We start from the raw sequence: 21,843 nt of genomic DNA, 5'->3' as shown, positions 1-21,843 counted from the left end.
CATGCGCCCAATTGGTGAGAGCTTTCCGCCAGTGGGGATGAAGATCCCTTCACTGGTGGAAGTTTAACTTTATAAATTCTCGTTTTGCTGCTGTATCTCCTTTTTACTCAAATCAAGATTCGCACTTTCGATAGCTCTATGTTTGTCTAAAGAATCTCCAGCGTATCCTTTTTGTGTTTTTATAACCCTTTTACTTGAATTTGCTGAGTTATTATTCATATGAATTCGTCCTTTCTTTTATCCAGCTATTTGCGGGCAGTAAGACCCCCACCTCAAGACTCGATGAAAGCATTGTCCAGCCTCAGTGGCTAGAATGTTCGGTGGCTTCGCTTCTTCCTACGAGGTAAAAAACACCTCTACGTCAGAAGCTCCATTCCCCTAGCATTCTGAACGAGCCACTTCCGCTTTTCTACAGAAGATAGGTGGGGGATAACTGCCTGTTAAAGCCCGATTGGTGAGAGCTTTCCATCAGTGGGGGATGAAGAAAATCCCTACTGATGGAAGTGTCACTTTACTTAAAATATACGAAAGTAATAAGTAATAGCAGTACAGCTCCAAAAATAACGATGCCGACTAAAAACGTCATGTTAGAATAACGAGGTGATTTATGTACATCTTGACGATAACCAGGTGAAATTTCTGGTGCAAACTCTTCTTGATAAGATTGTTGTTCTTCCTTTTGATCCACTGCTGCAACTCCTTTATGTTTTTTATATGTTACACGTTATAAGGAAGAAATATACTCTTAATATGTTAAGCACTGAGCGAGAACCCAGCCCATAGATATTGATAATAGCAGAATCATAAGTCCGACAGCACGATTATCTTCTTCAATTGCTTTCTTAATACTGAAACGAATTATAGCAAGTTCTATAATGTGAAAAGCAATAATTTGTATTACAATACCGATAGCACTCCAAAGAATCATATCGATGAGTGAAGCAGATTGGGCGATAGCTGCCCCAACTATAAATGTAAGGCCAAGTAACTTTCCTCCCATTGCCATAGCTGCAGATACATTTCCTTTTGCTATTAATTGAAGTTCCTTTCTTTTTGTTGTCAAATCAAATAGAAGAAAACCAACATATAGTAAAGTAAGTCCCGTTCCGGCGCATATGAAAAAATGTAGAAATAAATTCATATTTCCCTCCTTTCTTTTGTGGGAATCCAATCTTTTCCTTTTATTATACATGAAATAAAAAAAGTGCTTTTATAAAAATAATGGGAAAATTATTTTTTGGGGATATTATAAAAATAGTAGATATTATAAAAATAGTAGATATTAAATATATAGATATCTTATTATGTGGTATTTTTTATATATTTTGTAGGAAAAAAGGGTGTTCTTACTTAAAGAACCTTTTCTCCCAAAAAACATTATGTGAGTTTAAATCCATATGTAGCAGCAATTGCTTTATATGTTGTTTTTTGATTTGTGGTGATTACAGTTGTTTCGATAGGAACACGATCAAATAGCCAATGTACGTCACTATTATACATGCGAACGCAACCGAGTGTTGTCCATTTTCCGATGGCGCTTACATTATTAGTTCCGTGAATGGCATATGTTGTTCCTTTTGTTCCTTTGAAATTCAAACCGAGCCATCGATCCCCTAATGGGTTGCGTGAATCACCGCCAGGAATATGTTTGGCATAGTAGGGCCGATTTTTAATTTTGTTGACAATCTTATATTTTCCTAGGGGTGTTGGTGTGCTGCTTTTTCCAGTAGCAACTGTAAACTCTTTTACAAATTTACCTTTTTCATAATATGCCATCTTATTCGTTGCTACATTGACAATTAACAAATGTTCTTGCTGGTATGTCTCTGCGTTAGCTGTCTTAATAGGAAGCATAGAAGAAAAGAATAATAATAGTACAATCGCAATCTTCCTCATATGAAATTAGTCTCCTTTATGTAAATATCAAAATTTATTATAGCTTTCTTTTATAAGGAATCCTATTACTTTTTTATTTATATAAAAAATATTAAGGATATGTAAAAAAAAGCCGCTATTTAGCGGCTTTTTAATGTAATATATTTTTGCTGTACTTGAAATAGACGAGCGAGTAAAAAGATTGCACCGAAAGCTAATCCTAAAATTAGACCAATCCAATAACCTTTTGCAGCCAAAGTTGTATATGTTGCAAGTGTATAACCGAGCGGGAGACCTATTATCCAATATGCAACTAATGTCATAACAAGTGCTACATTTACATCTTTATAACCGCGAAGTGCACCTTGTACTGGTGTTGCAACGGCATCAGAAAATTGGAATAAAATCGCAAACACGAGAAATTGTTTCGTTAATTCGTGTACTGCAGAATCATTTGTATAAATAGAGGCAATATTGTTATCAAATAAAAATAGTAAGATAGAATATAACAGTGCGAAAGCTAGTGCTAATCCAATACCAATAAAGCTATAATGTTTAGCATCTTTATATCGGGAAGCACCGACTTCAAATCCGACAGAAATTGTCATTGCCATGGATAAACTGAGTGGTGTCATATATAAAAGAGATGCGAAATTCATCGCAGCTTGGTGAGCGGCAATGGTTGTTGTGTTAAAATTACTCATAAATAATGTAACAGCAGCAAAAATACTTGTTTCAAAAAAGATTGCAAATCCAATTGGTACACCAAGTTTTAATAATTCCTTCCAGCTTGATATAGAGAGACGATACAAACGTTGAAAGACACCATAAGAAGAGAAAGGCTCTTTCGTACGGATAATGACAGTAGTGATAAGTAAAATACACCAATATGTCGATGTTGAAGCAATGGCAGCTCCGACTCCGCCGAGTTTTGGAAAACCGAAATGACCAAAAATGAATATATAGTTCAAAATGATATTAATCGGTAAAGATAGTAAAGTAATAATCATTGTTGTGCGTGTTTTTCCTAAGGCATCAATAAAGCAGCGGAGTACTGTATACACAAATAGTGGAATGATACCAAATGCGATAATGCTTAAAAATTGAGCAGCAATTTGGGCTACTTGTTTCTCTAAATGCATGGCATGTAGAATTGGTGAAACCGCAAGGGATCCAATTATTATAACAATAATACTGACTAAGATTGCTAAGTATACGGCTTGTGTCACAACGTGAGATACATTTTCTTTTTGTTTGGAACCGATAAGGTGAGCGACAATAGGAGTTGTTGCCATTAAAATACCTGTTAATCCTGTACTAATTGGAAGCCATATACTTGTTCCAATTGCAACTCCAGCTAAATCAGTGGCACTTGCATGACCGGACATCGTCGTATCGAAAAAACTCATTGAAAATAATGACATTTGTGTGACAAATATGGGGAAAAATAACAAGACAAATTGTTTGATTTTTTGTGAAATAGATGTAGTTTCTTTCATATATACTCCTTTCTAAAATACGAACAAGCCGCTTCAATCATACTATTGAATAAGAATTTAGAAAAGTAATATGTATTTATAACAATATTGATGTATTTTGAATGAAGTTGAAAAAAACGATGCGTGTTTGGTAAAGATGAGGTATTATGATAAAGTATGGAAAAAGTATTATAAGGTATTAAGGAGGCGCAGTTGTGGCTGATTGGTTAATTGGATTAATCATGGGTGCTGTTGAAGGGTTGACGGAGTTTTTACCTGTATCATCAACAGGACATATGATTTTAACAGGGCATTTAATTGGATTCGAAGGAGATAAAGCAAAAACGTTTGAAGTTGTTGTTCAATTAGGATCCATTTTAGCGGTTGTTGTTGTATTTTGGAAGCGATTATGGTCGTTAGTTGGAATTGGTCGGGTAAAGCAAGGGCCATCATTAAACTTATTACATATTATTATCGGAATGATTCCAGCTGGCTTACTTGGGTTTTTATTCCATGATAAAATTAAAGAGATTTTATTTGGACCAGGTCCAGTTGTTATTAGTTTAATTGCTGGTGGTATCTTAATGATTATTGCTGAGAAATTCTCAAAGCCAAGCACAGCGAAAACACTTGATGACATTACGTATAAACAAGCGTTTACGATTGGTATGTTTCAATGTTTAGCATTATGGCCTGGTTTTTCTCGTTCAGGATCTACAATTAGTGGCGGTTTGTTAGCGCGTGTATCTCATACAGCAGCTGCTGAATATACATTTATTCTTGCGGTACCAATGATGGTAGCTGCAACAGGTCTTGATTTAATTAAGAGTTGGCATGAATTAAGTGCAGCAGATCTCCCGTTATTTGCAACTGGGTTTATTACTGCATTTGTGGTTGCAATGTTAGCGATTGTTTCATTCTTAAAATTATTAGCTCGTGTGAAATTAACACCATTTGCATATTATCGTTTTATTATTGCTGCGGTGTTTTACTTCTTTGTTTTATAATAAAAAACTGCCATTTGGCAGTTTTTTATTTTGCTATTTTTTCAATCATATTTTCCATTACGTGCTCCCAAATGGAAGTGTCGGAAGTTAATGTTTTACGAAACTCAGCATACATTTCTTTTTGCTTTTCTTCAAACAGTGGATCATCTTTTTCTGGTAATGTAGCACGCATAGAAGTAACGAATTCTTGAACTTTTGGAGCGCGTGGCCCCCAAACATATTTTTCATTTCCTGCTGCGTCAATAAAAATGAAAATTGGAATTGCACGTGCTGTACCATTTGTTAAGTATTGATCCATCAATTCTAAGTTATCATCACGAATAAGCAAACTCATCTCGATATTGGCAACTTCGCAAATGCGTTTCATAATTGGTACGCAAAGAAGGGCATCACCACACCAATCTGCTGTTAAAACAATAACGTTTAAACGATCGTTTTGATGTTGCTCTAAAACAGGAAGAAGTTCATTTGGAATTAAAAAATTATTATAAATATGTAGTAATTCGTGTTGATTCACTGTCATTTTATTTACATATGTATCAAAGGACATGCCTTTTTCAAACCATTGACGTAACGTCATGTACTACACCTCTTTCTCTATTTGTTCATATTGTATCAAATATTTTACGGGAAAGCTGGTAAAGTTACTTTTATCGGTAATCCTTATTTTGTCGAGTGTAAAAAGCTTGAACAATAAAGTGAAGCTTCCATTAGTGGAGGTTTTTTCATCTATCCTACTGATGTAAAGCTATCACCAATCGAGTTACTGCCCGTTAATGCGGGATAAAAAGAAAACAGGGTGCTTCTGCGCACCCCGTTTTCTTGCTGATAAAATTCACAGCATTTTATAAAAGCAACCTTTATCATCTATTGCCAAGTAACTAAAAAAAGATACATGAATTTCCAAATAAAATGGATGACAAATGCCAAAAAGTACGTTACTATAATTCATAATGTTTTTATTTAATCATATTAAATAAATAGAGGGGCTGTACAAAATGTCTAATAATCGCGAGTTGCTAATGGAAGATCTGTCTACAAATTTTTTTGCTATGTTTCGTACATTACGTAATGATATGAGCAAAATTTTCGGTGATTATATTCCATGGAATGAATTTATCGTGTTGCGTATTTTAAATCGTGTCCAAAAAGAAATGGTTTCCCATGTTGCGAATGAACTGAATGTATCGAATAGCCATATTACGGCTGTTGCAGAAAAATTAATTAAAAAAGAACTTGTAACGCGTTCGCGCTGTACATCAGACCGTCGGGTTGTGTACTTGGAGATCAGTGATAAAGGAAAAGAACTAGTAGCCGAAATGGAAAAACAAAAGAAGATATATCTGGAAGATAGATTTTCTACTCTGTCTGAAGAGGAAATGAAAGTCATGATTTCCATTACACAAAAGCTAATTTAGATAAGAAACGATATTGATATCTTATATTATTAGGTAAAGGTTAAAAAGATAGAAAATTATATGATATATTGAGAATAATGAATACCGCAGGAGCGGTCTTGCTATGCAAAAGCCTTCGTAATCAATGCGAAGGCTTTTCATGTGTATTTAGAATGGATTGGAGCATACTAACAATATCATTATAAAGAAGGGAAGAAAGAAGTATGTCAAGTCGTAATGGTAGTAAAGGAAGCGGGAATCAAGGGGCACCCAAAGTAGGACAATATCAACAGGAGTTCGGCACAGAATTTGTTACTGGTGATGATAATAAAGGAAAAGAGTATCGTTCGAAAAAAGGGAGTAAATCAAGGAAGGAGTGAAGCATATTCACTTCTTCTTTGCTATTAAATAAAATGAAGTTTTCATCATTGGGGTTTTTCTTTATCAAGGCCTTCATTAATTTGGTGTATGCAGCAGGTATTCCTCGTTTCTCTCTGAGTCTTGAGGTGGAGCGAATAGCCGGATAAAAAAAGGCCATCTTGTCATTGCAAGATGGCTTAGGAAGGGGACAATTTATGTCATTTAAGTTAGGGATAGAAAGCTGTTCGAGACATTAGGGATGATGTCTCATTATTAGGGAGGAACAGCTTTGATAGTTATACTATAAAAGACTAATGTGAATTCAATGTGAACTTGACGTGAAAGAATAAGGAATTTTCGCTTTTTTATACAAAAATAAAAGTTGAAATTCAAAAGAAAAAAGATTATGCTCAACTATGTATGGAGGATGGATTAAGGGAGTTAGTACTATGGAATTAATAGAAAAACGTGACTTGAATGATCGTTTTATACGATTAAGCCCACCGCAAATTTTAGCGATTGGCTTTTTTGCTTTAATTATTGTTGGCGGCATATTATTAAAATTACCGGTTGCGACGAAAACGTCTATTAGTTGGGTTGATGCTTTTTTCACAGCGACCTCAGCTGCGACTGTAACAGGCTTAGGTGTAGTGGATGTAAATAGTACATTTACAACATTTGGACAAGTTGTCATCATGCTTCTAATACAAACAGGCGGTTTAGGGTTAATGACAATTGCTATTTTAATAGTTTGGGTGCTAGGAAAAAAAATAGGATTACGTCAGCGACTTCTTATTGGGGAAGCATTAAATCAAACGAACATTGGCGGACTTGTAAAATTAGTAAAACGAGTGTTTTTCTTCTCGATTTGTATTGAATTAGTAGGAGTTGTATTTTTAGCTATCCGTTTTGTTCCTGAATACGGATTGGGAAAAGGGCTATATTACAGCCTGTTTCACGTCGTGGCTGCTTATAATAATGCAGGATTTGCTTTATGGCCAGATAATTTAACGAGATATGTTGGAGATCCTATCATTAATATTGGGATTTGTTCTTTGATTGTAATAGGTGGTTTAGGTTTTACAGTACTAATTGATATATGGTACAGTAGAAGTTTTCAAAAATTAACACTACATTCGAAAATTATGATTGTTGGTACAATTGCATTGAGTATTTTTGCGATGATTTTTATCTTTATATTAGAGTATAGTAATATTAAAACGTTGGGTTCTTTATCGTTAAATGAAAAATTGTGGGCATCATTTTTCCAAGGAATTACACCTCGTACAGCTGGGTTTAATACAATGGATTACGGAAGTATGAATGAATCAACGTTGTTCTTTACGATGATACTTATGTTTATTGGGGCCGGAAGTGTTTCAACTGGAGGCGGTATTAAGCTTACGACTTTTGTTATTTTAATTACATCTGTTATTTCATTTTTTAAGAAAAAGGAAGATGTTGTTTTATTTCATCGCACAATTAAAATGTCAACAGTGATGAGAGCGTTGTCGATTGTAATTGCAAGTCAATTTTTAATTTTTGTAGCAGTATTTGTACTTATGCTTACTGAAAACTTTGGCTTTATTGAATTGTTGTTTGAAACGGTTTCAGCCTTTGGAACAGTTGGATTATCAATGGGAATTACAGCTGATTTATCAGCTTTTGGGAAATGTGTGATTATGTTTGTTATGTTTTGTGGATTAATTGGACCATTAACGCTTGTGTTTTCACTTGCAAGGCCAGCAAAACAAAAAATTCGTTACCCATCTGAAGATGTGTTTACAGGATAAGGTATCTCGTGAGAAGCGAGATACCTTTTATTATGTTCCGTGATGAAAAATTGTCTGGAAGATCCTGATTGATGGGAGTTTCACTTTATCCCGCATTAACGGGCAGTAAGATCCCACCTCAATACCTAAAGAAAAGCAGAGAGGTGGGAACAACTGCTCATAAAAGCCCGATTAGGAGAATTTTCCATCAGTAGAAGATAAACCTTCTCCTAACTGATGGAAGTTTCACTTTATTACGTAAAAAGAGAGTACAGTAAGCTAATAATAGCTGCTCGAAATATTAGCGCAACAATCGCTACTACTCCGCCCATTACAGCTGCAATTCCACCTGTAACATTGGCGCCGCGATTATAGGCATATATGCCAAGTAGGACAGCAAGAAGTCCAAAGAGCGTTGGAAAAGTGAATAAAGATAGGACTGCAAGAGCAAGAGCGATAAATCCTGCTGTTGCACCTCCTGCTTTTGCTGTTACTTCGTCTCTTCCTTCTCTTCCATCGTAAGGCACACCATTGGGTGCAATTTCAGCTGCGTATTCTTCGTCAAAATGATCTTCACTTTCTCTATGACGTTCTTCATGTTTATCAGTCAATGTAATGTCTCCTTTCATAAAGAGCTTCATGTATAGTATGAGCTGCTTTTGCTTTTTTATCCGCCTCATCACGGTTGCGTTAAGATTTTGAGAAAATAAATAAGATAAATGTCCGTAAGCGTCCGAGATAAGAGCTTTCACGTAAGTGAGGGCGGAAAAAATCCCCTAATATAGGATTCACTTCATGAAAAAGTAAAATCACAAAAGTTGGTATGTCTTCCACGTTTTTGGAAACGATAAAAAGGAATTGATAGGAAAAAGAGGTGATTTATATGACGCAACATCCAATTGAAAACTTAATGAAAACAGCAATGGCAAACTTGAAAGAAATGGTGGATGTGAATACGATTGTTGGAAAACCAGTATCAACAGCTGATGGAAATGTTATTTTAACCGTTTCGAAAGTTGCTTTTGGTTTTGGTGCAGGTGGAAGTGATTTCGCAGGAAATGGACAATCACAAGAAGGGCAGAACTTACATCCATTTGGTGGTGGAAGTGGTGCGGGGGTTTCCATTAATCCTGTTGCGTTTTTAGTAGTTGGGGCAAAAGGAATTCAGGTTATGCACTTACATAGCGGTACACATCTTGTAGAAAAAGCATTGGAAACAGTACCTAATGCAGTGCAGCGATTGGTAAATAAGCACTAAAAGAACTTGCATTTTAAGGAAATTATGATATAGTAGATGAAGTGTGTTTAAAAATTATGCGAATATAAAGTAAATGACTATAGAGAGAATCAAGATTTAAGAAAGAACAAGGGAGAGGTATAAATGATTAACATCAGGAATTTTGTCGTCGGTTTATGTATGTTAGTGAGCGGATTTGTTGTGTACGTATTAAAAGAAAAAGTACAGTTTTAACAAACAGGCTTACTTGTTAGTCTGTTTTTATTTTCGATAAAAATGTTGACATTTTTATCGAAAAGAAGTATAATTTATTTCCGTGTCTCGGTTACAGCTAGTATATATTGGTAATTCCTTACTTGTACAAGTCACTGGTTTGCTAAAGATCGGGCAATGATGCCAACAACTTTAGTGATCGTGTATATGATGAATTGTATTTGTAAGATGTACACCTCTACTAGTGTATAAGGAGCGGTCGTTGGAACCGTAATGATGAAAGAGAGGCAGGGCTTTCGTCCAGTATATGTTACTTTCCCGTTAGTTAAATATAAAAAAAGAAGGTGCCTTTTTTGTAAAAGGCACCTTCTTTTTTTATGAAACGAAACGGACAGTATGTGTGGGAAATCTTGTAATATGAAACGGTCCGTAAGAGCCCGATTAACGCGGCTCTTGATCAGCAGGGATGAGGAGAATCCCTGCTGATTAAAATTTCACTTTATTGAATTCTACTTTCAACTTGTTGACAAATTTCTTCAGTTGTTAACCCGCTTGCATCGATAACAGATCCCTTTATCACAGCGTTGCTAATACCCGCTACGTTAGAATCCTGCCCGGTTACAACGCAGCAGTTACATCCTTGAACGTCACTTTCAGATTGCAATGAGACTACTTCATGCCCTTGTTGTTCTAGAGCTCGTTTTACGTTCGTTAAAGAATCTTCTACTCCAATTTTCGCCATGTCATTCACCTCCTGCTATCTAGTAATATGTTCCTTTTTTTGGAAGACTATTCACTAAATAACAAAGAGGTTTCATATGTTTGAAATGAGTAGAAAAGAGCTAGTCGTTATAAACTCCAGTTAACATGTCACTTACAAAACGCTCGTTTTGTACATCTTGCATCGTATAATCATTTGATTGTACATCAACTGAGGCAATGTACATAGGATTTTGCGTTGTTCTATTTTGCTCTGCATATGGAAGTAATTCTACATAATCTTCTAATTTACACATTCCTTTTGTATTCATTACATCAAATAATTGAAGCATTTCCATTACTTCTTGTCTTGTTCCTTTAATTTGTAAACATGCCATATTATTAGCCCCCTTAAATTCGTCAAAATGATTTTTGAAAATAGGATTATGAGTAATAAGAAAAAAATATGAGTGTTATCCTCAAATTTTATTTTTTATTTTTTCACCTCGCTTTATTACTACTCTTTTTCTAAAAACATGTAATAGATCGTCCGTTTATTGAATACAATAGATTCGCATCTTTTGACAAAAATCCTTCTCCTAAACAAATATTTTTTTGTGAGAAAAATGTCGAAAAAAATTTTTTGACATTTTGTAAACGTTAACAATGTTGATATATCAATATAAAGAGGGTTGTTCATAAATTTTAAAATTTAAAATTTTCAAAAAATTTCTTTGATTTATTTGAAAAGGGGGCGTAAACTAGGAACCAATAAAAAAATTCAAGGATATAGGGGGCGCTTTCAAGTGAACGAGCAATGGATTTTCTTAAATGGAGAATTTGTTCCAAAAAATGAAGCAAAGGTTTCTGTCTATGATCATGGATATTTATATGGTGATGGGGTATTCGAAGGCATTCGTGTCTATAGTGGAAATGTTTTCCGCTTAAAAGAGCATCTCATTCGTCTGTACGAATCTGCAAAATCCATTTTATTAGAAATTCCATATACGTTGGAAGAAGTGACCAATATTGTTGTTGAAACAATTCGACGTAATCAATTATCTAATGGATATATTCGTTTAGTTGTATCACGCGGAGTTGGAAATCTTGGTTTAGATCCTGATTCGTGTTTAAAGCCAAATGTTGTTGTAATCGCTGAACAATTAGCGTTATTCCCGGCAGAATATTACGAGAAAGGAATTCCGGTTGTAACGGTTGCAACAAGGCGGAATCGTCCAGATGTGTTAACACCACAAGTAAAGTCACTAAACTACCTAAATAATATTTTAGTGAGAATTGAAGCGAAACTTGCCGGTGTGCAGGAAGCGTTAATGCTAAATGAACAAGGGTATGTTGCAGAAGGTTCTGGTGATAACGTATTTATTGTAAAAGGTAATAAGTTAATTACACCGCCAAGTTCTGCTGGAGCACTAGAAGGAATTACGCGAAATGCGATTATGGAAATTGGTGAGAAGCTTGGCTATGAAGTAAGGGAAGAATTATTTACCCGTCATGATGTATATGTAGCAGATGAGGTGTTTTTAACAGGTACAGCAGCTGAAGTTATTGCGGTAACAATGGTTGATGGCAGAGAAATTGGAGCTGGGAAACCAGGAGCGCATACAAATCGTTTGTTAGAAGAATTTCGTAAGCTTGTTGTAGAAGATGGCGAAAAAATTTATGAAGAAAATAAAGTAAGTTGATGGGAGAGTAACCGATGCGAAGCAATATGATTAAACAAGGTATTGACCGAGCGCCGCATCGAAGTTTGCTTCATGCAGCAGGCGTTAAAGAAGAAGATTTTCATAAACCATTCATTGCAATTTGTAATTCATATATCGATATTGTTCCAGGGCATATTCATTTAAGAGATCTTGCTGATGTAGCGAAAGCTGCGATTCGTGAAGCAGGGGGCGTTCCTTTTGAATTTAATACAATCGGTGTTGATGATGGGATTGCAATGGGACATATCGGAATGCGATATTCACTCCCAAGCCGAGAAATCATTGCAGATGCAGCAGAAACAGTAATTCAAGCTCATTGGTTTGACGGAGTTATGTTTATGCCAAATTGTGACAAAATTACGCCGGGAATGCTAATGGCATCTGTTCGGACGAATGTTCCTTCTGTTTTTGTATCTGGAGGACCAATGGAAGCAGGGAAATCAAAAGATGGCACTCCGCTTTCATTAGCATCTGTATTTGAAGGAGTTGGCGCTCATAAGTCAGGGAAATTAACTTTAGAGCAGCTGATTGATATGGAAAAATCAGCATGCCCAACGTGCGGTTCCTGCTCAGGGATGTTTACAGCAAATTCTATGAATACCATAATGGAAATGCTAGGTGTTGCACTTCCTGGAAATGGAACGATTGTTGCAACAAGTGAAGAACGACATAACCTAATTCGTCAAGCTGCATTTCATTTAATGGATTTAATTGAGCGTGATATAAAGCCGCGCGACATTATTACAAAAGAAGCAATTGATGATGCTTTTGCGCTAGATATGGCGATGGGGGGATCGACAAATACAGTTTTACATATGTTAGCCATCGCGAATGAAGCCGGTATTGAATATGACTTGCAGCGTATTAATGATATTGCAAAGCGTGTTCCATATTTAGCGAAAATTAGCCCAGCTTCTCATTACTCCATGCATGATGTGCATGAAGCAGGTGGAGTAGCAGCTATTATTAAAGAGCTTTCACAAATCCCAGGTGCAATTCATCCAGAGCGTATTACAATTTCAGGGAAAAGCATCTATGAAACAGTAGAAGAAGGAAAAATCTTAGATGAAAAAGTAATTCGTCCAAAAGAACGACCGTATCGTAAAACAGGTGGTCTTTCCATTCTCTTTGGAAATTTAGCACCAGATGGCTCTGTACTAAAAGTTGGAGCTATCGATGAATCTGTTACATCATTTGTTGGTGAAGCGATTTGTTTTGATTCTCATGATGAAGCGGTCGCTGCGATTCATAGTGGTGTTGTGAAAGAAGGGCATGTTGTTGTCATCCGATATGAAGGTCCAAAAGGAGGACCTGGCATGCCGGAAATGTTAGCTCCAACATCAGCGATTGTTGGAAGAGGACTGGGGACAAAGGTTGCATTGATTACCGATGGACGCTTCTCAGGAGCAACAAGGGGGATTGCAATTGGTCATGTATCACCAGAAGCAGCTGAAGGAGGACCAATTGCATATGTGGCAGACGGTGATCCAATCATTATTAATTTAAAAGATGGTATTATTCATTGGGAAATTTCTAAAGAAGCATTAGAACAACGGAAAAAACAATTTATTTCTCCAGAGCCGAAAGTAAAAACTGGATATTTAGCACGATATGCAAAGTTAGTTACTTCGGCAAATACAGGAGGAATTATGAAAGTATAAAGTAAAACTTCCGTTCACGGGGGGATAAAGCGTTGATAGGGAGGAGTAGTTGATTGTGAAGCCTCACAGAGAGTCGGTGGTTGGTGGAAACCGATGGTTCACGTTGACGAACATCGCCCTTGAGTGCCAAACTGAAGCACTTGCTTAGGTTTGGACGGTAGCTCCGTTATTAGCTTGACTCTATTAGAGTCACTGAGGCAAGAATTTTTCTTGCAAAGAAGGGTGGTACCACGAAGTCTTTCGTCCCTTCAGCACATAGCTGGAGTGTGGGCGTAAGACTTTTTTATTTATTTGCGTATTTCATAAAGGAGGTTTGTAGAAACGATGTCTTCAAAAACGGAAGAGAAAATGGCAACCGGTGCACAGTTATTGTTAAATGCGCTTAGAAAGGAAAAGGTAGAAGTCATTTTTGGCTATCCAGGAGGAGCTGTTTTGCCGCTATATGATGCGCTTTACGATTGCGAGATTCCCCATATCTTAACAAGGCATGAACAAGGAGCAATTCATGCAGCAGAAGGATATGCAAGAATTACTGGAAAGCCAGGTGTTGTTATTGCTACAAGTGGGCCGGGGGCGACCAATGTGATAACTGGTTTAGCAGATGCAATGATGGATTCCTTACCGCTTGTCGTATTTACTGGCCAAGTTTCAACAACGCTGATAGGAAGCGATGCCTTTCAAGAAGCGGATGTCATCGGACTTACAATGCCTGTTACAAAGCATAATTATCAAGTACGAAATGTTTCGGATTTACCAAGGATTATAAAAGAAGCATTCCATATTGCGGCAACAGGTAGACCAGGTCCAGTCGTCATTGATCTTCCGAAAAATATGGTTGTAGAAACGGGAGAGCGATGTAGCAATGTAGAAATGGATTTACCTGGATACCAGCCGAATTATCATCCAAATCAATTGCAAATTACCAAGTTACTGCAAGCAATTGAAGCAGCAAAGAAACCTCTTATTTTAGCGGGTGCTGGTGTATTGCATGCAAAAGCGGCAAGTGAATTAACTGCATTTGCTCGTATGTATCAGCTTCCGGTCGTTCATACATTACTTGGTCTTGGAGGGTTTCCATCCGATGATACATTATTTTTGGGAATGGGTGGCATGCATGGTTCTTACGCAGCAAATATGGCTTTGTATGAATGTGATTTGTTAATAAATATAGGGGCCCGTTTTGATGATCGTCTGACTGGAAATTTAGCGTATTTTGCAAAGGGTGCAACAGTAGCGCATATTGATATTGATCCTGCGGAAATTGGAAAAAACGTTGTAACGGAAATTCCAATTGTAGCAAGCGCTAAACATGCTCTAGAAGCATTGTTAGTATGCAAAGGAGAGAAAAAAAATCATAAAGAATGGCTAGAGCTCCTGCAAAAAAGAAAGAATCGTTACCCACTTTGCTATAAAGACGATTCACAAATGTTAAAACCGCAAGCTGTAATTCAAATGCTTCATGAAGTTACAAATGGCAATGCCATTATAACGACAGATGTTGGACAGCATCAAATGTGGGCCGCGCAATATTATACATTGAAACAGCCAGATAAATGGGTTACATCAGGAGGGCTTGGAACGATGGGATTTGGTCTGCCAGCTGCGATTGGGGCACAAATTGCCGAGCCTGATGAACTCGTTGTAGCGATCGTAGGTGATGCCGGTTTTCAAATGACATTGCAAGAATTAAGTGTTTTAAAGGAGCATCATCTTCCTGTTAAAGTGCTGATTTTAAATAATGAAGCACTCGGCATGGTAAGACAATGGCAAGATGAGTTTTATAATCAGCGTTATTCTCATTCTATAGTCTCTTGTCAACCAGATTTCCCCATGTTAGCTCATGCTTATGGAATTAAAGGGATTCGTATTGAAAATCCGCTAACAGCAAAAGAGCAATTGCGAGAAGCGATGAATTTACAAGAGCCTGTGCTTATTGATTGCCGCGTTTTACAATCTGAGAAAGTTATGCCTATGGTTGCTCCGGGAAAAGGTGTTCACCAAATGGAGGGGGTGGAAGAGTGAAACGGATTGTTACAGCAACGGTTCGGAATCAAAGTGGGGTTTTAAACCGTATTACAGGTGTGATGACAAGAAGACATTTTAATATTGAAAGTATTTCAGTGGGTCATACAGAATCATCACATATTTCAAGAATGACATTTGTTGTTCACGTTGAAGATGTCCAGCAAGTAGAGCAGCTTATTAAACAGCTTCATAAACAAATTGATGTATTAAAAGTATCTGATATTACAGAAGAAGCAATGATTGCAAGAGAACTTGCGCTTATTAAAGTGTCTACGACAATTGCTTCTAGATCTGAATTATATAGTTTAATTGAACCATTTCGTGCAGCAGTTATAGATGTTGGGAAGGATTCCATCGTTGTTCAAGTAACAGGGACACAAGAAAAAGTAGAAGCGCTTATTGAATTATTGCGTCCATATGGTTTAAAAGAAATTGCAAGAACAGGAGTAACAGCCTTTACAAGAAGTATGAAAAAGCAAGACAAACAACAAGTAATGTTAATTAATTAATTTTTAAAATATAGGAGGAGAAAGAAAATGGCAAAAGTTTATTATGAAAAGGATGTAACAGTAAATGTATTAAAAGGAAAGAAAGTAGCGATTGTTGGATATGGATCTCAAGGTCATGCTCATGCGCAAAATTTACGTGATAACGGTTTTGATGTTGTTGTAGGTCTTCGTCAAGGGAAATCTTGGGAAAAGGCAAAAGAAGATGGATTTTCTGTATATAAGGTTGCTGAAGCTACAAAACTAGCAGATGTTGTAATGGTATTGCTTCCAGATGAACAACAGCCGGAAGTATATGAAACAGAAATTGCACCGAATTTGCAAGAAGGAAATGCACTTGTGTTTGCTCATGGGTTTAACGTTCATTTTGGTCAAATTACACCGCCGGAAGATGTAGATGTATTCCTTGTAGCGCCAAAAGGACCGGGGCATCTTGTACGCCGAACATTTGTAGAAGGAGGAGCGGTACCAGCACTATTTGCGATTTATCAAGATGCAACAGGAACAGCTTATGAAAAAGCACTATCGTATGCAGATGGAATCGGAGCAACTCGCGCTGGTGTACTCCAAACGACATTTAAAGAAGAAACAGAAACAGATTTATTTGGAGAACAAGCAGTACTTTGCGGAGGAGCGACTGCTCTTGTAAAAGCAGGTTTTGAAACATTAGTAGAAGCTGGATATCAACCGGAACTGGCATATTTTGAATGTTTACATGAACTAAAGCTTATTGTTGATCTTATGTATGAAGGCGGATTAGAAAATATGCGCTACTCAGTTTCGGATACAGCGCAGTGGGGGGATTTCGTATCAGGGCCGCGCGTCGTAACAGAGCATACGAAACAAGCAATGCAAGAAGTGTTAAAAGATATTCAAGATGGGACGTTTGCAAGAGGATGGATTGCTGAACATAAAGCAGGAAGACAAAAATTCCATGCAATTAATGCAGAGGAGAATGAGCATCAAATTGAAGTAGTAGGACGTAAATTACGTGAGATGATGCCATTTGTGAAGCCGAGAGTGAAAATGGAGGTTAAGTAATATGAAGCAAATTTTGTTCATGGACACGACGCTTCGCGATGGGGAGCAATCACCTGGAGTAAATTTAAATGAACAAGAAAAATTACAAATTGCACGGCAGTTAGAGAGGCTTGGAATCAATGTGATGGAGGCGGGCTTTGCGTCCGCTTCTGAAGGTGATTTTCGGTCGGTGAAACGTATTGCTGAAACAATTCAAAATGCTTCTGTTATGAGCTTGGCCCGTGCAAAGGAAAGTGATATTCGTACAGCATATGAAGCGTTAAAAGGAGGCGTATCTCCTCGGTTACATGTATTTCTAGCAACGAGCGATATTCATATGAAATATAAGCTCCGTATGTCAAAGGATGAAGTATTAGATACAATTCATCGTTCTGTAAAGCTTGGAAAGTCATTATTTCCAACGGTGCAGTTTTCTGCAGAAGATGCAACGCGAACAACACCTTCTTTTTTAGCGGAAGCTGCAGAGGTTGCAATTCGCGCTGGAGCTGATGTGATTAACATTCCTGATACAGTAGGATATACCAATCCAGAAGAATATTATTCTCTTTTTCGATATTTAAAAGAGCATGTTCTATCTTATGAGAAAGCTATTTTCTCCTGTCATTGTCACGATGATCTTGGCATGGCGGTAGCCAACTCATTAGCAGCAATTGAAGGCGGTGCACTTCAAGTAGAAGGAACGATTAATGGAATTGGAGAACGCGCTGGTAATGCTGCTCTCGAAGAAGTTGCAGTTGCCCTCCATATTCGAAATGATCACTACGGGGCGTCATCTTCCATGCAATTAAAAGAAATTAAAGCAACAAGTACACTTGTAAGCCGTTTAACAGGAATGATTGTTCCGAAAAATAAAGCAATTGTTGGTGCAAATGCGTTTGCACATGAATCTGGTATTCATCAAGATGGGGTGTTAAAGGAAGCATCTACTTATGAAATTATTTCACCTTCTCTTGTAGGGGAAGAACAAAATAAATTTGTACTTGGAAAACATTCTGGCCGCCATGCCTTTACAGAAAAAATGAAAGAGTTAGGCTATGAATTTACAGAAGAAGAGCGGGACTTAGCGTTCCATGCGTTTAAACGGTTAGCTGATCGAAAGAAAGAAATTACAGAAGAAGATTTACAGGCACTTGTATTGGGGGAAACTGCGTTTGCTAAACAGCAGTACGATATTAAACAATTGCAAGTTCATTTTGTATCAAGCAGCATTCAAAGTGCAACTATCTGTTTAGAAGATGCTGATGGGAATGTGCTGGAGGATGCTGCAACTGGCTCCGGTAGCATTGAGGCAATTTATAATGCGATTCAAAGAATTCTTCATTTACAGTGTGAACTTGCTGACTATCGTATTCAATCGATTACGCAAGGACAAGATGCGTTAGCTCATGTTCATGTTGAATTGAAAGAAGATGGACACCAAGTTTCAGGTTTTGGTGTAGCGCAAGATGTACTGGAGGCTTCAGCTCGTGCTTACGTATATGCAGCAGGGAAATTAAAAGCATTACGATCACTTACAAAATCGTAAAGGAGTGTCTGAAGATGGAAAAACGAATCGTTTGTTTAGCTGGTGATGGAGTTGGACCAGAAATTATGGCTAGCGCGAAGCAAGCATTAGAAATGGTAGAAAGGTTATACGGTCATCATTTTTATTTGCAGGATGAGTTGTTTGGGGGAGCAGCAATTGATGGATTTGGTCAGCCCCTTCCTCCTCGTACATTAACAGCTTGTTTAGCAAGTGATGCAGTATTACTGGGTGCGGTTGGAGGACCATATTGGGATCATGCAAAAGAGCGTCCTGAACAAGGACTTCTTACACTTCGAAAAGGCTTAGGGGTATTTGCAAATGTTCGACCAGTTTCCGTTGAAGAAGCAACGGCGCACTTATCACCATTAAAGGCAGCAGAAGAAGTTGATTTTGTTGTTGTTCGCGAGTTAACAGGCGGTATCTATTTCTCATTTCCGAAAGAGCGGACAGAAGAAGCAGCAACAGATACACTAACTTATCATCGCCGTGAAGTAGAACGAATTGTTTCATATGCATTTCAATTAGCGAAGAAACGTCGTAAAAAAGTAACTTCAATTGATAAAGCAAATGTTTTAGAATCTAGTAAACTATGGCGACAAGTAACAGAGGAAGTAGCAGCTCGCTATCCAGAGGTAGAGTTAGAGCATTTATTAGTAGATGCTGCTGCAATGGAATTGATTCGTAATCCAAGAAGATTCGATGTTATCGTTACAGAAAATTTATTTGGCGATATTTTAAGTGATGAAGCATCTGTACTAGCGGGTTCGTTAGGGATGTTGCCGTCTGCAAGTCATGCGGAGAATGGTCCATCTCTTTATGAACCAATTCATGGATCAGCTCCGGATATTGCGGGGAAAAACAAGGTGAATCCAATTGCAATGCTGCGCTCCGTTGCAATGATGCTTGGGCAATCATTTGGATTAAGAAAAGAAGGAGAAGCAATTGAAGAAGCTATTTCCACTGTTCTTCGTTCTGGAAAATGTACAGCGGATTTAGGCGGGAATGAAACGACAACTTCGTTTACAAAGTATGTATTACAAACAATGGAAGAACAGGCATTAGTAGGGAGAGGGCGCTAATGGGAAAAACACTATTAGATAAACTATGGGAACGACATGTTGTAGCAAAGAATGAAAATGGTCTCGATTTACTATATATTGATTTGCATCTTGTTCACGAGGTGACATCGCCGCAAGCGTTTGAAGGCTTGCGGCTTGCGAATCGAGCAGTTAGACGGCCTGATTTGACATTTGCGACGATGGACCATAACGTTCCAACAAAAGATGTTTGGAATATTACAGATAAAATTGCGAAACAGCAAATGGATACACTTCGCAAAAATTGTCAGGAATTTGGAGTACCGTTAGCTGATATGGGTAATGAAGAACAAGGAATTGTACATGTTATTGGCCCAGAGCTTGGACTTACACAACCAGGAAAAACAATTGTATGCGGTGATAGCCATACATCAACACATGGAGCATTTGGGGCATTAGCATTTGGAATTGGTACGAGTGAAGTAGAACACGTTTTAGCAACGCAAACATTATGGCAACGAAAACCAAAAGCGATGGGAATTGAATTGAAAGGATTATTGCCAAAAGGAGTATATGCAAAGGATATTATTTTACATGTGCTTGCTACATATGGAGTAGCCGTTGGTACAGGGCATGTCATAGAGTTTTACGGTGAAACCGTAAAAGAAATGACAATGGAAGAACGAATGACGCTTTGTAATATGGCGATTGAGGGCGGTGCAAAGGCTGGGATTATTGCACCAGATGAAGTGACATTTGATTATGTAAAAGGACGACAATATGCACCAAAAGAGTTTGAAGAGGCGATTGCAAAATGGCGTGAATTATACACGGATGCGGATGCGATGTACGACATGGTTATTACAGTTGATGTTGCAAGTTTGGCGCCGTATATCACGTGGGGAACAAATCCAGGAATGGGACTGCGCGTTGATGAAGTTCTTCCAGAGGCAAATGATATCAACGATGAAAGAGCGTATGCTTATATGGGGCTTCAACCAGGGCTAAGTACAGCGGATATTCCGATTCGCCACGTATTTATCGGTTCTTGTACAAACTCCCGCTTATCTGATTTAGAAATTGCCGCTGCGGTTGTGAAAGGAAAGAAGGTAAAAGAGGAAGTAAGGGCTCTTGTTGTACCTGGGTCAAAGCAAGTGAGAGATGCAGCAATGAAAAAAGGATTACATCTTATTTTTGAAGAGGCGGGATTTGAATGGAGGGAACCGGGATGTTCGATGTGCCTTGGTATGAATCCAGATCAAGTACCAGAAGGTGAGCATTGTGCTTCTACCTCAAACCGTAATTTTGAAGGAAGACAAGGCAAAGGAGCAAGAACACATCTCGTTAGTCCAGCTATGGCTGCAGCAGCTGCAATTTACGGTCATTTTGTTGATGTGAGAAAGGAGAACTACGATGGAGCCATTTCGTATTCATAAAGGTACGGCTGCAATATTGATGCATGATAATATTGATACAGATCAAATTATTCCGAAACAGTATTTAAAGCGAATTGAAAGAACGGGATTTGGAGAATTTTTGTTTGATGAATGGCGTTATTTAGATAATCGTCAGGAAAATCTTGAGTTCCCATTAAACGCTCCTGAGCGAAAAGGAGCTACAATTCTAATTACAGGAGAAAACTTTGGTTGCGGCTCTTCTAGAGAACATGCACCGTGGGCTCTTGCAGATTATGGATTTCGCGCTATTATTGCAGGAAGTTTTGCAGATATTTTTTATATGAATTGTACAAAAAATGGGATCCTTCCAATTGTGATGGGAAAGGAAATTCGTAAGCAGCTCGCATCTGTAGCACCACAGACGATGATAGAAATAGATTTAGAGAATGAAGTAATAAGAACTTCTGAGGATCGTTTTTCTTTCTCCATTGAACCCATGTGGAAAGAAAAGTTGCTAAGTGGTTTAGATGATATTGGAGTTACACTTCAGTATGAGAGTGCGATTACAGAATACGAGATGAAAATAAAGTGAAACTTCCATCGGTGGAGGGCTTCATTCCTCACTGATGGAAAGCCCGCTCAATTGGACTCTATCTTCTTCTCATTCTCTGGATCTTGAGGTGGGAGGGTACTGCCCGTTAGTGCGGGATAGGTCGTTAATGTATAAAAATTCACTTTGATTTTTCGGTATATAAGTTACTTCTATGCAGAAGAAAAAGTATCTTGCACTTGTTTTCTCACTTTATTTTAGTATTTAATAGGAAATATAAAGGGTTTGTCCGCTTATTTGCATGATTGGATGCTCTCTTCTATATAAAAAGAAAGATTT

At 37.6% G+C, this 21,843-nt stretch carries 24 protein-coding genes and 1 other annotated feature; of the genes, 15 read left to right on the top strand and 9 right to left on the bottom strand.

Annotated elements, in window-relative coordinates:
• Window positions 1-69: 69 nt before the first annotated feature.
• From AB1279_RS17355 to AB1279_RS17335, 5 genes are all read right to left on the bottom strand, one after another.
• Window positions 70-219, bottom strand: a complete 150-nt coding sequence (locus tag AB1279_RS17355) for a hypothetical protein (protein WP_336482677.1) — start codon at window positions 217-219, stop codon at window positions 70-72.
• A 292-nt stretch (window positions 220-511) separates the two neighbouring features.
• Entirely contained in the window at window positions 512-688 is a 177-nt protein-coding gene (locus tag AB1279_RS17350) for a 2-isopropylmalate synthase (protein WP_429760048.1), read from the bottom strand.
• Window positions 689-745: 57 nt separating this feature from the next.
• Window positions 746-1,141, bottom strand: coding sequence for a DUF350 domain-containing protein (locus tag AB1279_RS17345; protein ID WP_429760047.1), 396 nt, complete (start codon window positions 1,139-1,141; stop codon window positions 746-748).
• Window positions 1,142-1,377: 236 nt separating this feature from the next.
• Complete coding sequence (locus tag AB1279_RS17340) at window positions 1,378-1,896, bottom strand: L,D-transpeptidase (RefSeq protein WP_429760046.1); 519 nt, start codon at window positions 1,894-1,896, stop codon at window positions 1,378-1,380.
• A 119-nt stretch (window positions 1,897-2,015) separates the two neighbouring features.
• Entirely contained in the window at window positions 2,016-3,374 is a 1,359-nt protein-coding gene (locus AB1279_RS17335) for an MATE family efflux transporter (RefSeq protein ID WP_429760045.1), read from the bottom strand.
• 194 nt (window positions 3,375-3,568) lie between these two features.
• Between AB1279_RS17335 and bacA the strand changes: the two genes are divergently transcribed.
• Window positions 3,569-4,360, top strand: coding sequence for an undecaprenyl-diphosphate phosphatase (gene bacA / locus AB1279_RS17330; protein WP_429760044.1), 792 nt, complete (start codon window positions 3,569-3,571; stop codon window positions 4,358-4,360).
• A 25-nt stretch (window positions 4,361-4,385) separates the two neighbouring features.
• On the opposite strand, the gene AB1279_RS17325 is transcribed toward bacA, so the two are convergent.
• On the bottom strand, window positions 4,386-4,940 hold the full coding sequence (locus AB1279_RS17325; RefSeq protein ID WP_429751136.1) for a thioredoxin family protein: 555 nt from the start codon (window positions 4,938-4,940) through the stop codon (window positions 4,386-4,388).
• A gap of 418 nt (window positions 4,941-5,358) precedes the next feature.
• On the opposite strand from AB1279_RS17325, the gene AB1279_RS17320 reads away from it, so the two are divergent.
• The 3 genes from AB1279_RS17320 to AB1279_RS17310 all read left to right on the top strand — a co-directional run bounded on the left by AB1279_RS17320 (window position 5,359) and on the right by AB1279_RS17310 (window position 7,910).
• Complete coding sequence (locus AB1279_RS17320) at window positions 5,359-5,778, top strand: MarR family winged helix-turn-helix transcriptional regulator (RefSeq protein ID WP_429713638.1); 420 nt, start codon at window positions 5,359-5,361, stop codon at window positions 5,776-5,778.
• A gap of 203 nt (window positions 5,779-5,981) precedes the next feature.
• Window positions 5,982-6,137, top strand: coding sequence for an imidazoleglycerol-phosphate dehydratase (locus AB1279_RS17315; RefSeq protein WP_098309527.1), 156 nt, complete (start codon window positions 5,982-5,984; stop codon window positions 6,135-6,137).
• Window positions 6,138-6,566: 429 nt separating this feature from the next.
• Entirely contained in the window at window positions 6,567-7,910 is a 1,344-nt protein-coding gene (locus tag AB1279_RS17310) for a TrkH family potassium uptake protein (RefSeq protein ID WP_429760042.1), read from the top strand.
• Between the two features lie 233 nt (window positions 7,911-8,143).
• Here the strand turns inward: AB1279_RS17310 and AB1279_RS17305 are convergent, their stop codons facing one another.
• Complete coding sequence (locus AB1279_RS17305; protein ID WP_429751132.1) at window positions 8,144-8,518, bottom strand: imidazole glycerol phosphate synthase; 375 nt, start codon at window positions 8,516-8,518, stop codon at window positions 8,144-8,146.
• A 254-nt stretch (window positions 8,519-8,772) separates the two neighbouring features.
• Between AB1279_RS17305 and ytfJ the strand changes: the two genes are divergently transcribed.
• Both ytfJ and AB1279_RS17295 read left to right on the top strand, forming a co-directional pair.
• A complete protein-coding gene (gene ytfJ / locus AB1279_RS17300; RefSeq protein ID WP_429751130.1) occupies window positions 8,773-9,147 on the top strand; it encodes a GerW family sporulation protein in 375 nt (124 codons plus the stop codon).
• A gap of 123 nt (window positions 9,148-9,270) precedes the next feature.
• On the top strand, window positions 9,271-9,360 hold the full coding sequence (locus AB1279_RS17295; protein ID WP_429751129.1) for a phosphoribosyl-ATP pyrophosphatase: 90 nt from the start codon (window positions 9,271-9,273) through the stop codon (window positions 9,358-9,360).
• A gap of 478 nt (window positions 9,361-9,838) precedes the next feature.
• On the opposite strand, the gene AB1279_RS17290 is transcribed toward AB1279_RS17295, so the two are convergent.
• Entirely contained in the window at window positions 9,839-10,081 is a 243-nt protein-coding gene (locus tag AB1279_RS17290) for a YkuS family protein (protein ID WP_429760041.1), read from the bottom strand.
• Between the two features lie 100 nt (window positions 10,082-10,181).
• Window positions 10,182-10,436, bottom strand: coding sequence for a DUF3911 family protein (locus tag AB1279_RS17285; RefSeq protein WP_429751127.1), 255 nt, complete (start codon window positions 10,434-10,436; stop codon window positions 10,182-10,184).
• A 408-nt stretch (window positions 10,437-10,844) separates the two neighbouring features.
• Between AB1279_RS17285 and ilvE the strand changes: the two genes are divergently transcribed.
• From ilvE to leuD, 9 genes are all read left to right on the top strand, one after another.
• Window positions 10,845-11,741 carry a branched-chain-amino-acid transaminase gene (gene ilvE, locus AB1279_RS17280; RefSeq protein ID WP_429751125.1) on the top strand — a complete coding sequence of 299 codons (897 nt, stop codon included), beginning with the start codon at window positions 10,845-10,847 and terminating at the stop codon, window positions 11,739-11,741.
• Between the two features lie 14 nt (window positions 11,742-11,755).
• Window positions 11,756-13,423: a dihydroxy-acid dehydratase gene (ilvD, locus tag AB1279_RS17275; RefSeq protein WP_429751123.1), complete on the top strand. Its 1,668-nt coding sequence runs from the start codon at window positions 11,756-11,758 to the stop codon at window positions 13,421-13,423.
• Window positions 13,424-13,446: 23 nt separating this feature from the next.
• Window positions 13,447-13,674 (top strand) — a binding site (T-box leader).
• Between the two features lie 73 nt (window positions 13,675-13,747).
• Window positions 13,748-15,445 carry an acetolactate synthase large subunit gene (ilvB, locus tag AB1279_RS17270; protein WP_429760040.1) on the top strand — a complete coding sequence of 566 codons (1,698 nt, stop codon included), beginning with the start codon at window positions 13,748-13,750 and terminating at the stop codon, window positions 15,443-15,445.
• Window positions 15,442-15,957, top strand: a complete 516-nt coding sequence (gene ilvN, locus AB1279_RS17265) for an acetolactate synthase small subunit (RefSeq protein WP_336482694.1) — start codon at window positions 15,442-15,444, stop codon at window positions 15,955-15,957. Before ilvB ends, ilvN begins: the two co-directional genes overlap by 4 nt.
• 27 nt (window positions 15,958-15,984) lie before the next feature.
• Window positions 15,985-16,995 (top strand): ketol-acid reductoisomerase, encoded by a 1,011-nt coding sequence (gene ilvC / locus AB1279_RS17260; RefSeq protein WP_429760039.1) that lies wholly within the window; start codon window positions 15,985-15,987, stop codon window positions 16,993-16,995.
• Window position 16,996: 1 nt separating this feature from the next.
• Window positions 16,997-18,520, top strand: a complete 1,524-nt coding sequence (locus AB1279_RS17255; protein ID WP_429760038.1) for a 2-isopropylmalate synthase — start codon at window positions 16,997-16,999, stop codon at window positions 18,518-18,520.
• A gap of 14 nt (window positions 18,521-18,534) precedes the next feature.
• Window positions 18,535-19,599, top strand: a complete 1,065-nt coding sequence (gene leuB, locus AB1279_RS17250; RefSeq protein WP_429751115.1) for a 3-isopropylmalate dehydrogenase — start codon at window positions 18,535-18,537, stop codon at window positions 19,597-19,599.
• Window positions 19,599-20,993 (top strand): 3-isopropylmalate dehydratase large subunit, encoded by a 1,395-nt coding sequence (leuC, locus tag AB1279_RS17245; protein WP_429760037.1) that lies wholly within the window; start codon window positions 19,599-19,601, stop codon window positions 20,991-20,993. The genes leuB and leuC overlap by 1 nt, the downstream gene beginning before the upstream one ends.
• Window positions 20,971-21,546, top strand: a complete 576-nt coding sequence (leuD, locus tag AB1279_RS17240; protein ID WP_429760036.1) for a 3-isopropylmalate dehydratase small subunit — start codon at window positions 20,971-20,973, stop codon at window positions 21,544-21,546. Before leuC ends, leuD begins: the two co-directional genes overlap by 23 nt.
• Window positions 21,547-21,843: the final 297 nt, after the last annotated feature.

This window comes from Bacillus sp. S14(2024), from assembly GCF_050473785.1.
GTDB classification, from domain to species: domain Bacteria; phylum Bacillota; class Bacilli; order Bacillales; family Bacillaceae_G; genus Bacillus_A; species Bacillus_A yunxiaonensis.
The sequence above is the reverse complement of the archived record's forward strand: the minus strand, read 5'-3'. Positions and strand labels throughout refer to the sequence as shown.

What these genes read in the sequence shown, in the direction of transcription:
- AB1279_RS17355 (WP_336482677.1), bottom strand. Translation starts at nt 219, where the DNA reads ATGAATAATAACTCAGCAAATTCAAGTAAAAGGGTTATAAAAACACAA.
- AB1279_RS17345 (WP_429760047.1), bottom strand. Translation starts at nt 1,141, where the DNA reads ATGAATTTATTTCTACATTTTTTCATATGCGCCGGAACGGGACTTACT.
- AB1279_RS17340 (WP_429760046.1), bottom strand. Translation starts at nt 1,896, where the DNA reads ATGAGGAAGATTGCGATTGTACTATTATTATTCTTTTCTTCTATGCTT.
- AB1279_RS17335 (WP_429760045.1), bottom strand. Translation starts at nt 3,374, where the DNA reads ATGAAAGAAACTACATCTATTTCACAAAAAATCAAACAATTTGTCTTG.
- AB1279_RS17325 (WP_429751136.1), bottom strand. Translation starts at nt 4,940, where the DNA reads ATGACGTTACGTCAATGGTTTGAAAAAGGCATGTCCTTTGATACATAT.
- AB1279_RS17320 (WP_429713638.1), top strand. Translation starts at nt 5,359, where the DNA reads ATGTCTAATAATCGCGAGTTGCTAATGGAAGATCTGTCTACAAATTTT.
- AB1279_RS17315 (WP_098309527.1), top strand. Translation starts at nt 5,982, where the DNA reads ATGTCAAGTCGTAATGGTAGTAAAGGAAGCGGGAATCAAGGGGCACCC.
- AB1279_RS17310 (WP_429760042.1), top strand. Translation starts at nt 6,567, where the DNA reads ATGGAATTAATAGAAAAACGTGACTTGAATGATCGTTTTATACGATTA.
- AB1279_RS17305 (WP_429751132.1), bottom strand. Translation starts at nt 8,518, where the DNA reads ATGAAAGGAGACATTACATTGACTGATAAACATGAAGAACGTCATAGA.
- ytfJ (WP_429751130.1), top strand. Translation starts at nt 8,773, where the DNA reads ATGACGCAACATCCAATTGAAAACTTAATGAAAACAGCAATGGCAAAC.
- AB1279_RS17295 (WP_429751129.1), top strand. Translation starts at nt 9,271, where the DNA reads ATGATTAACATCAGGAATTTTGTCGTCGGTTTATGTATGTTAGTGAGC.
- AB1279_RS17290 (WP_429760041.1), bottom strand. Translation starts at nt 10,081, where the DNA reads ATGGCGAAAATTGGAGTAGAAGATTCTTTAACGAACGTAAAACGAGCT.
- AB1279_RS17285 (WP_429751127.1), bottom strand. Translation starts at nt 10,436, where the DNA reads ATGGCATGTTTACAAATTAAAGGAACAAGACAAGAAGTAATGGAAATG.
- ilvD (WP_429751123.1), top strand. Translation starts at nt 11,756, where the DNA reads ATGCGAAGCAATATGATTAAACAAGGTATTGACCGAGCGCCGCATCGA.
- ilvB (WP_429760040.1), top strand. Translation starts at nt 13,748, where the DNA reads ATGTCTTCAAAAACGGAAGAGAAAATGGCAACCGGTGCACAGTTATTG.
- ilvC (WP_429760039.1), top strand. Translation starts at nt 15,985, where the DNA reads ATGGCAAAAGTTTATTATGAAAAGGATGTAACAGTAAATGTATTAAAA.
- AB1279_RS17255 (WP_429760038.1), top strand. Translation starts at nt 16,997, where the DNA reads ATGAAGCAAATTTTGTTCATGGACACGACGCTTCGCGATGGGGAGCAA.
- leuB (WP_429751115.1), top strand. Translation starts at nt 18,535, where the DNA reads ATGGAAAAACGAATCGTTTGTTTAGCTGGTGATGGAGTTGGACCAGAA.
- leuC (WP_429760037.1), top strand. Translation starts at nt 19,599, where the DNA reads ATGGGAAAAACACTATTAGATAAACTATGGGAACGACATGTTGTAGCA.
- leuD (WP_429760036.1), top strand. Translation starts at nt 20,971, where the DNA reads ATGGAGCCATTTCGTATTCATAAAGGTACGGCTGCAATATTGATGCAT.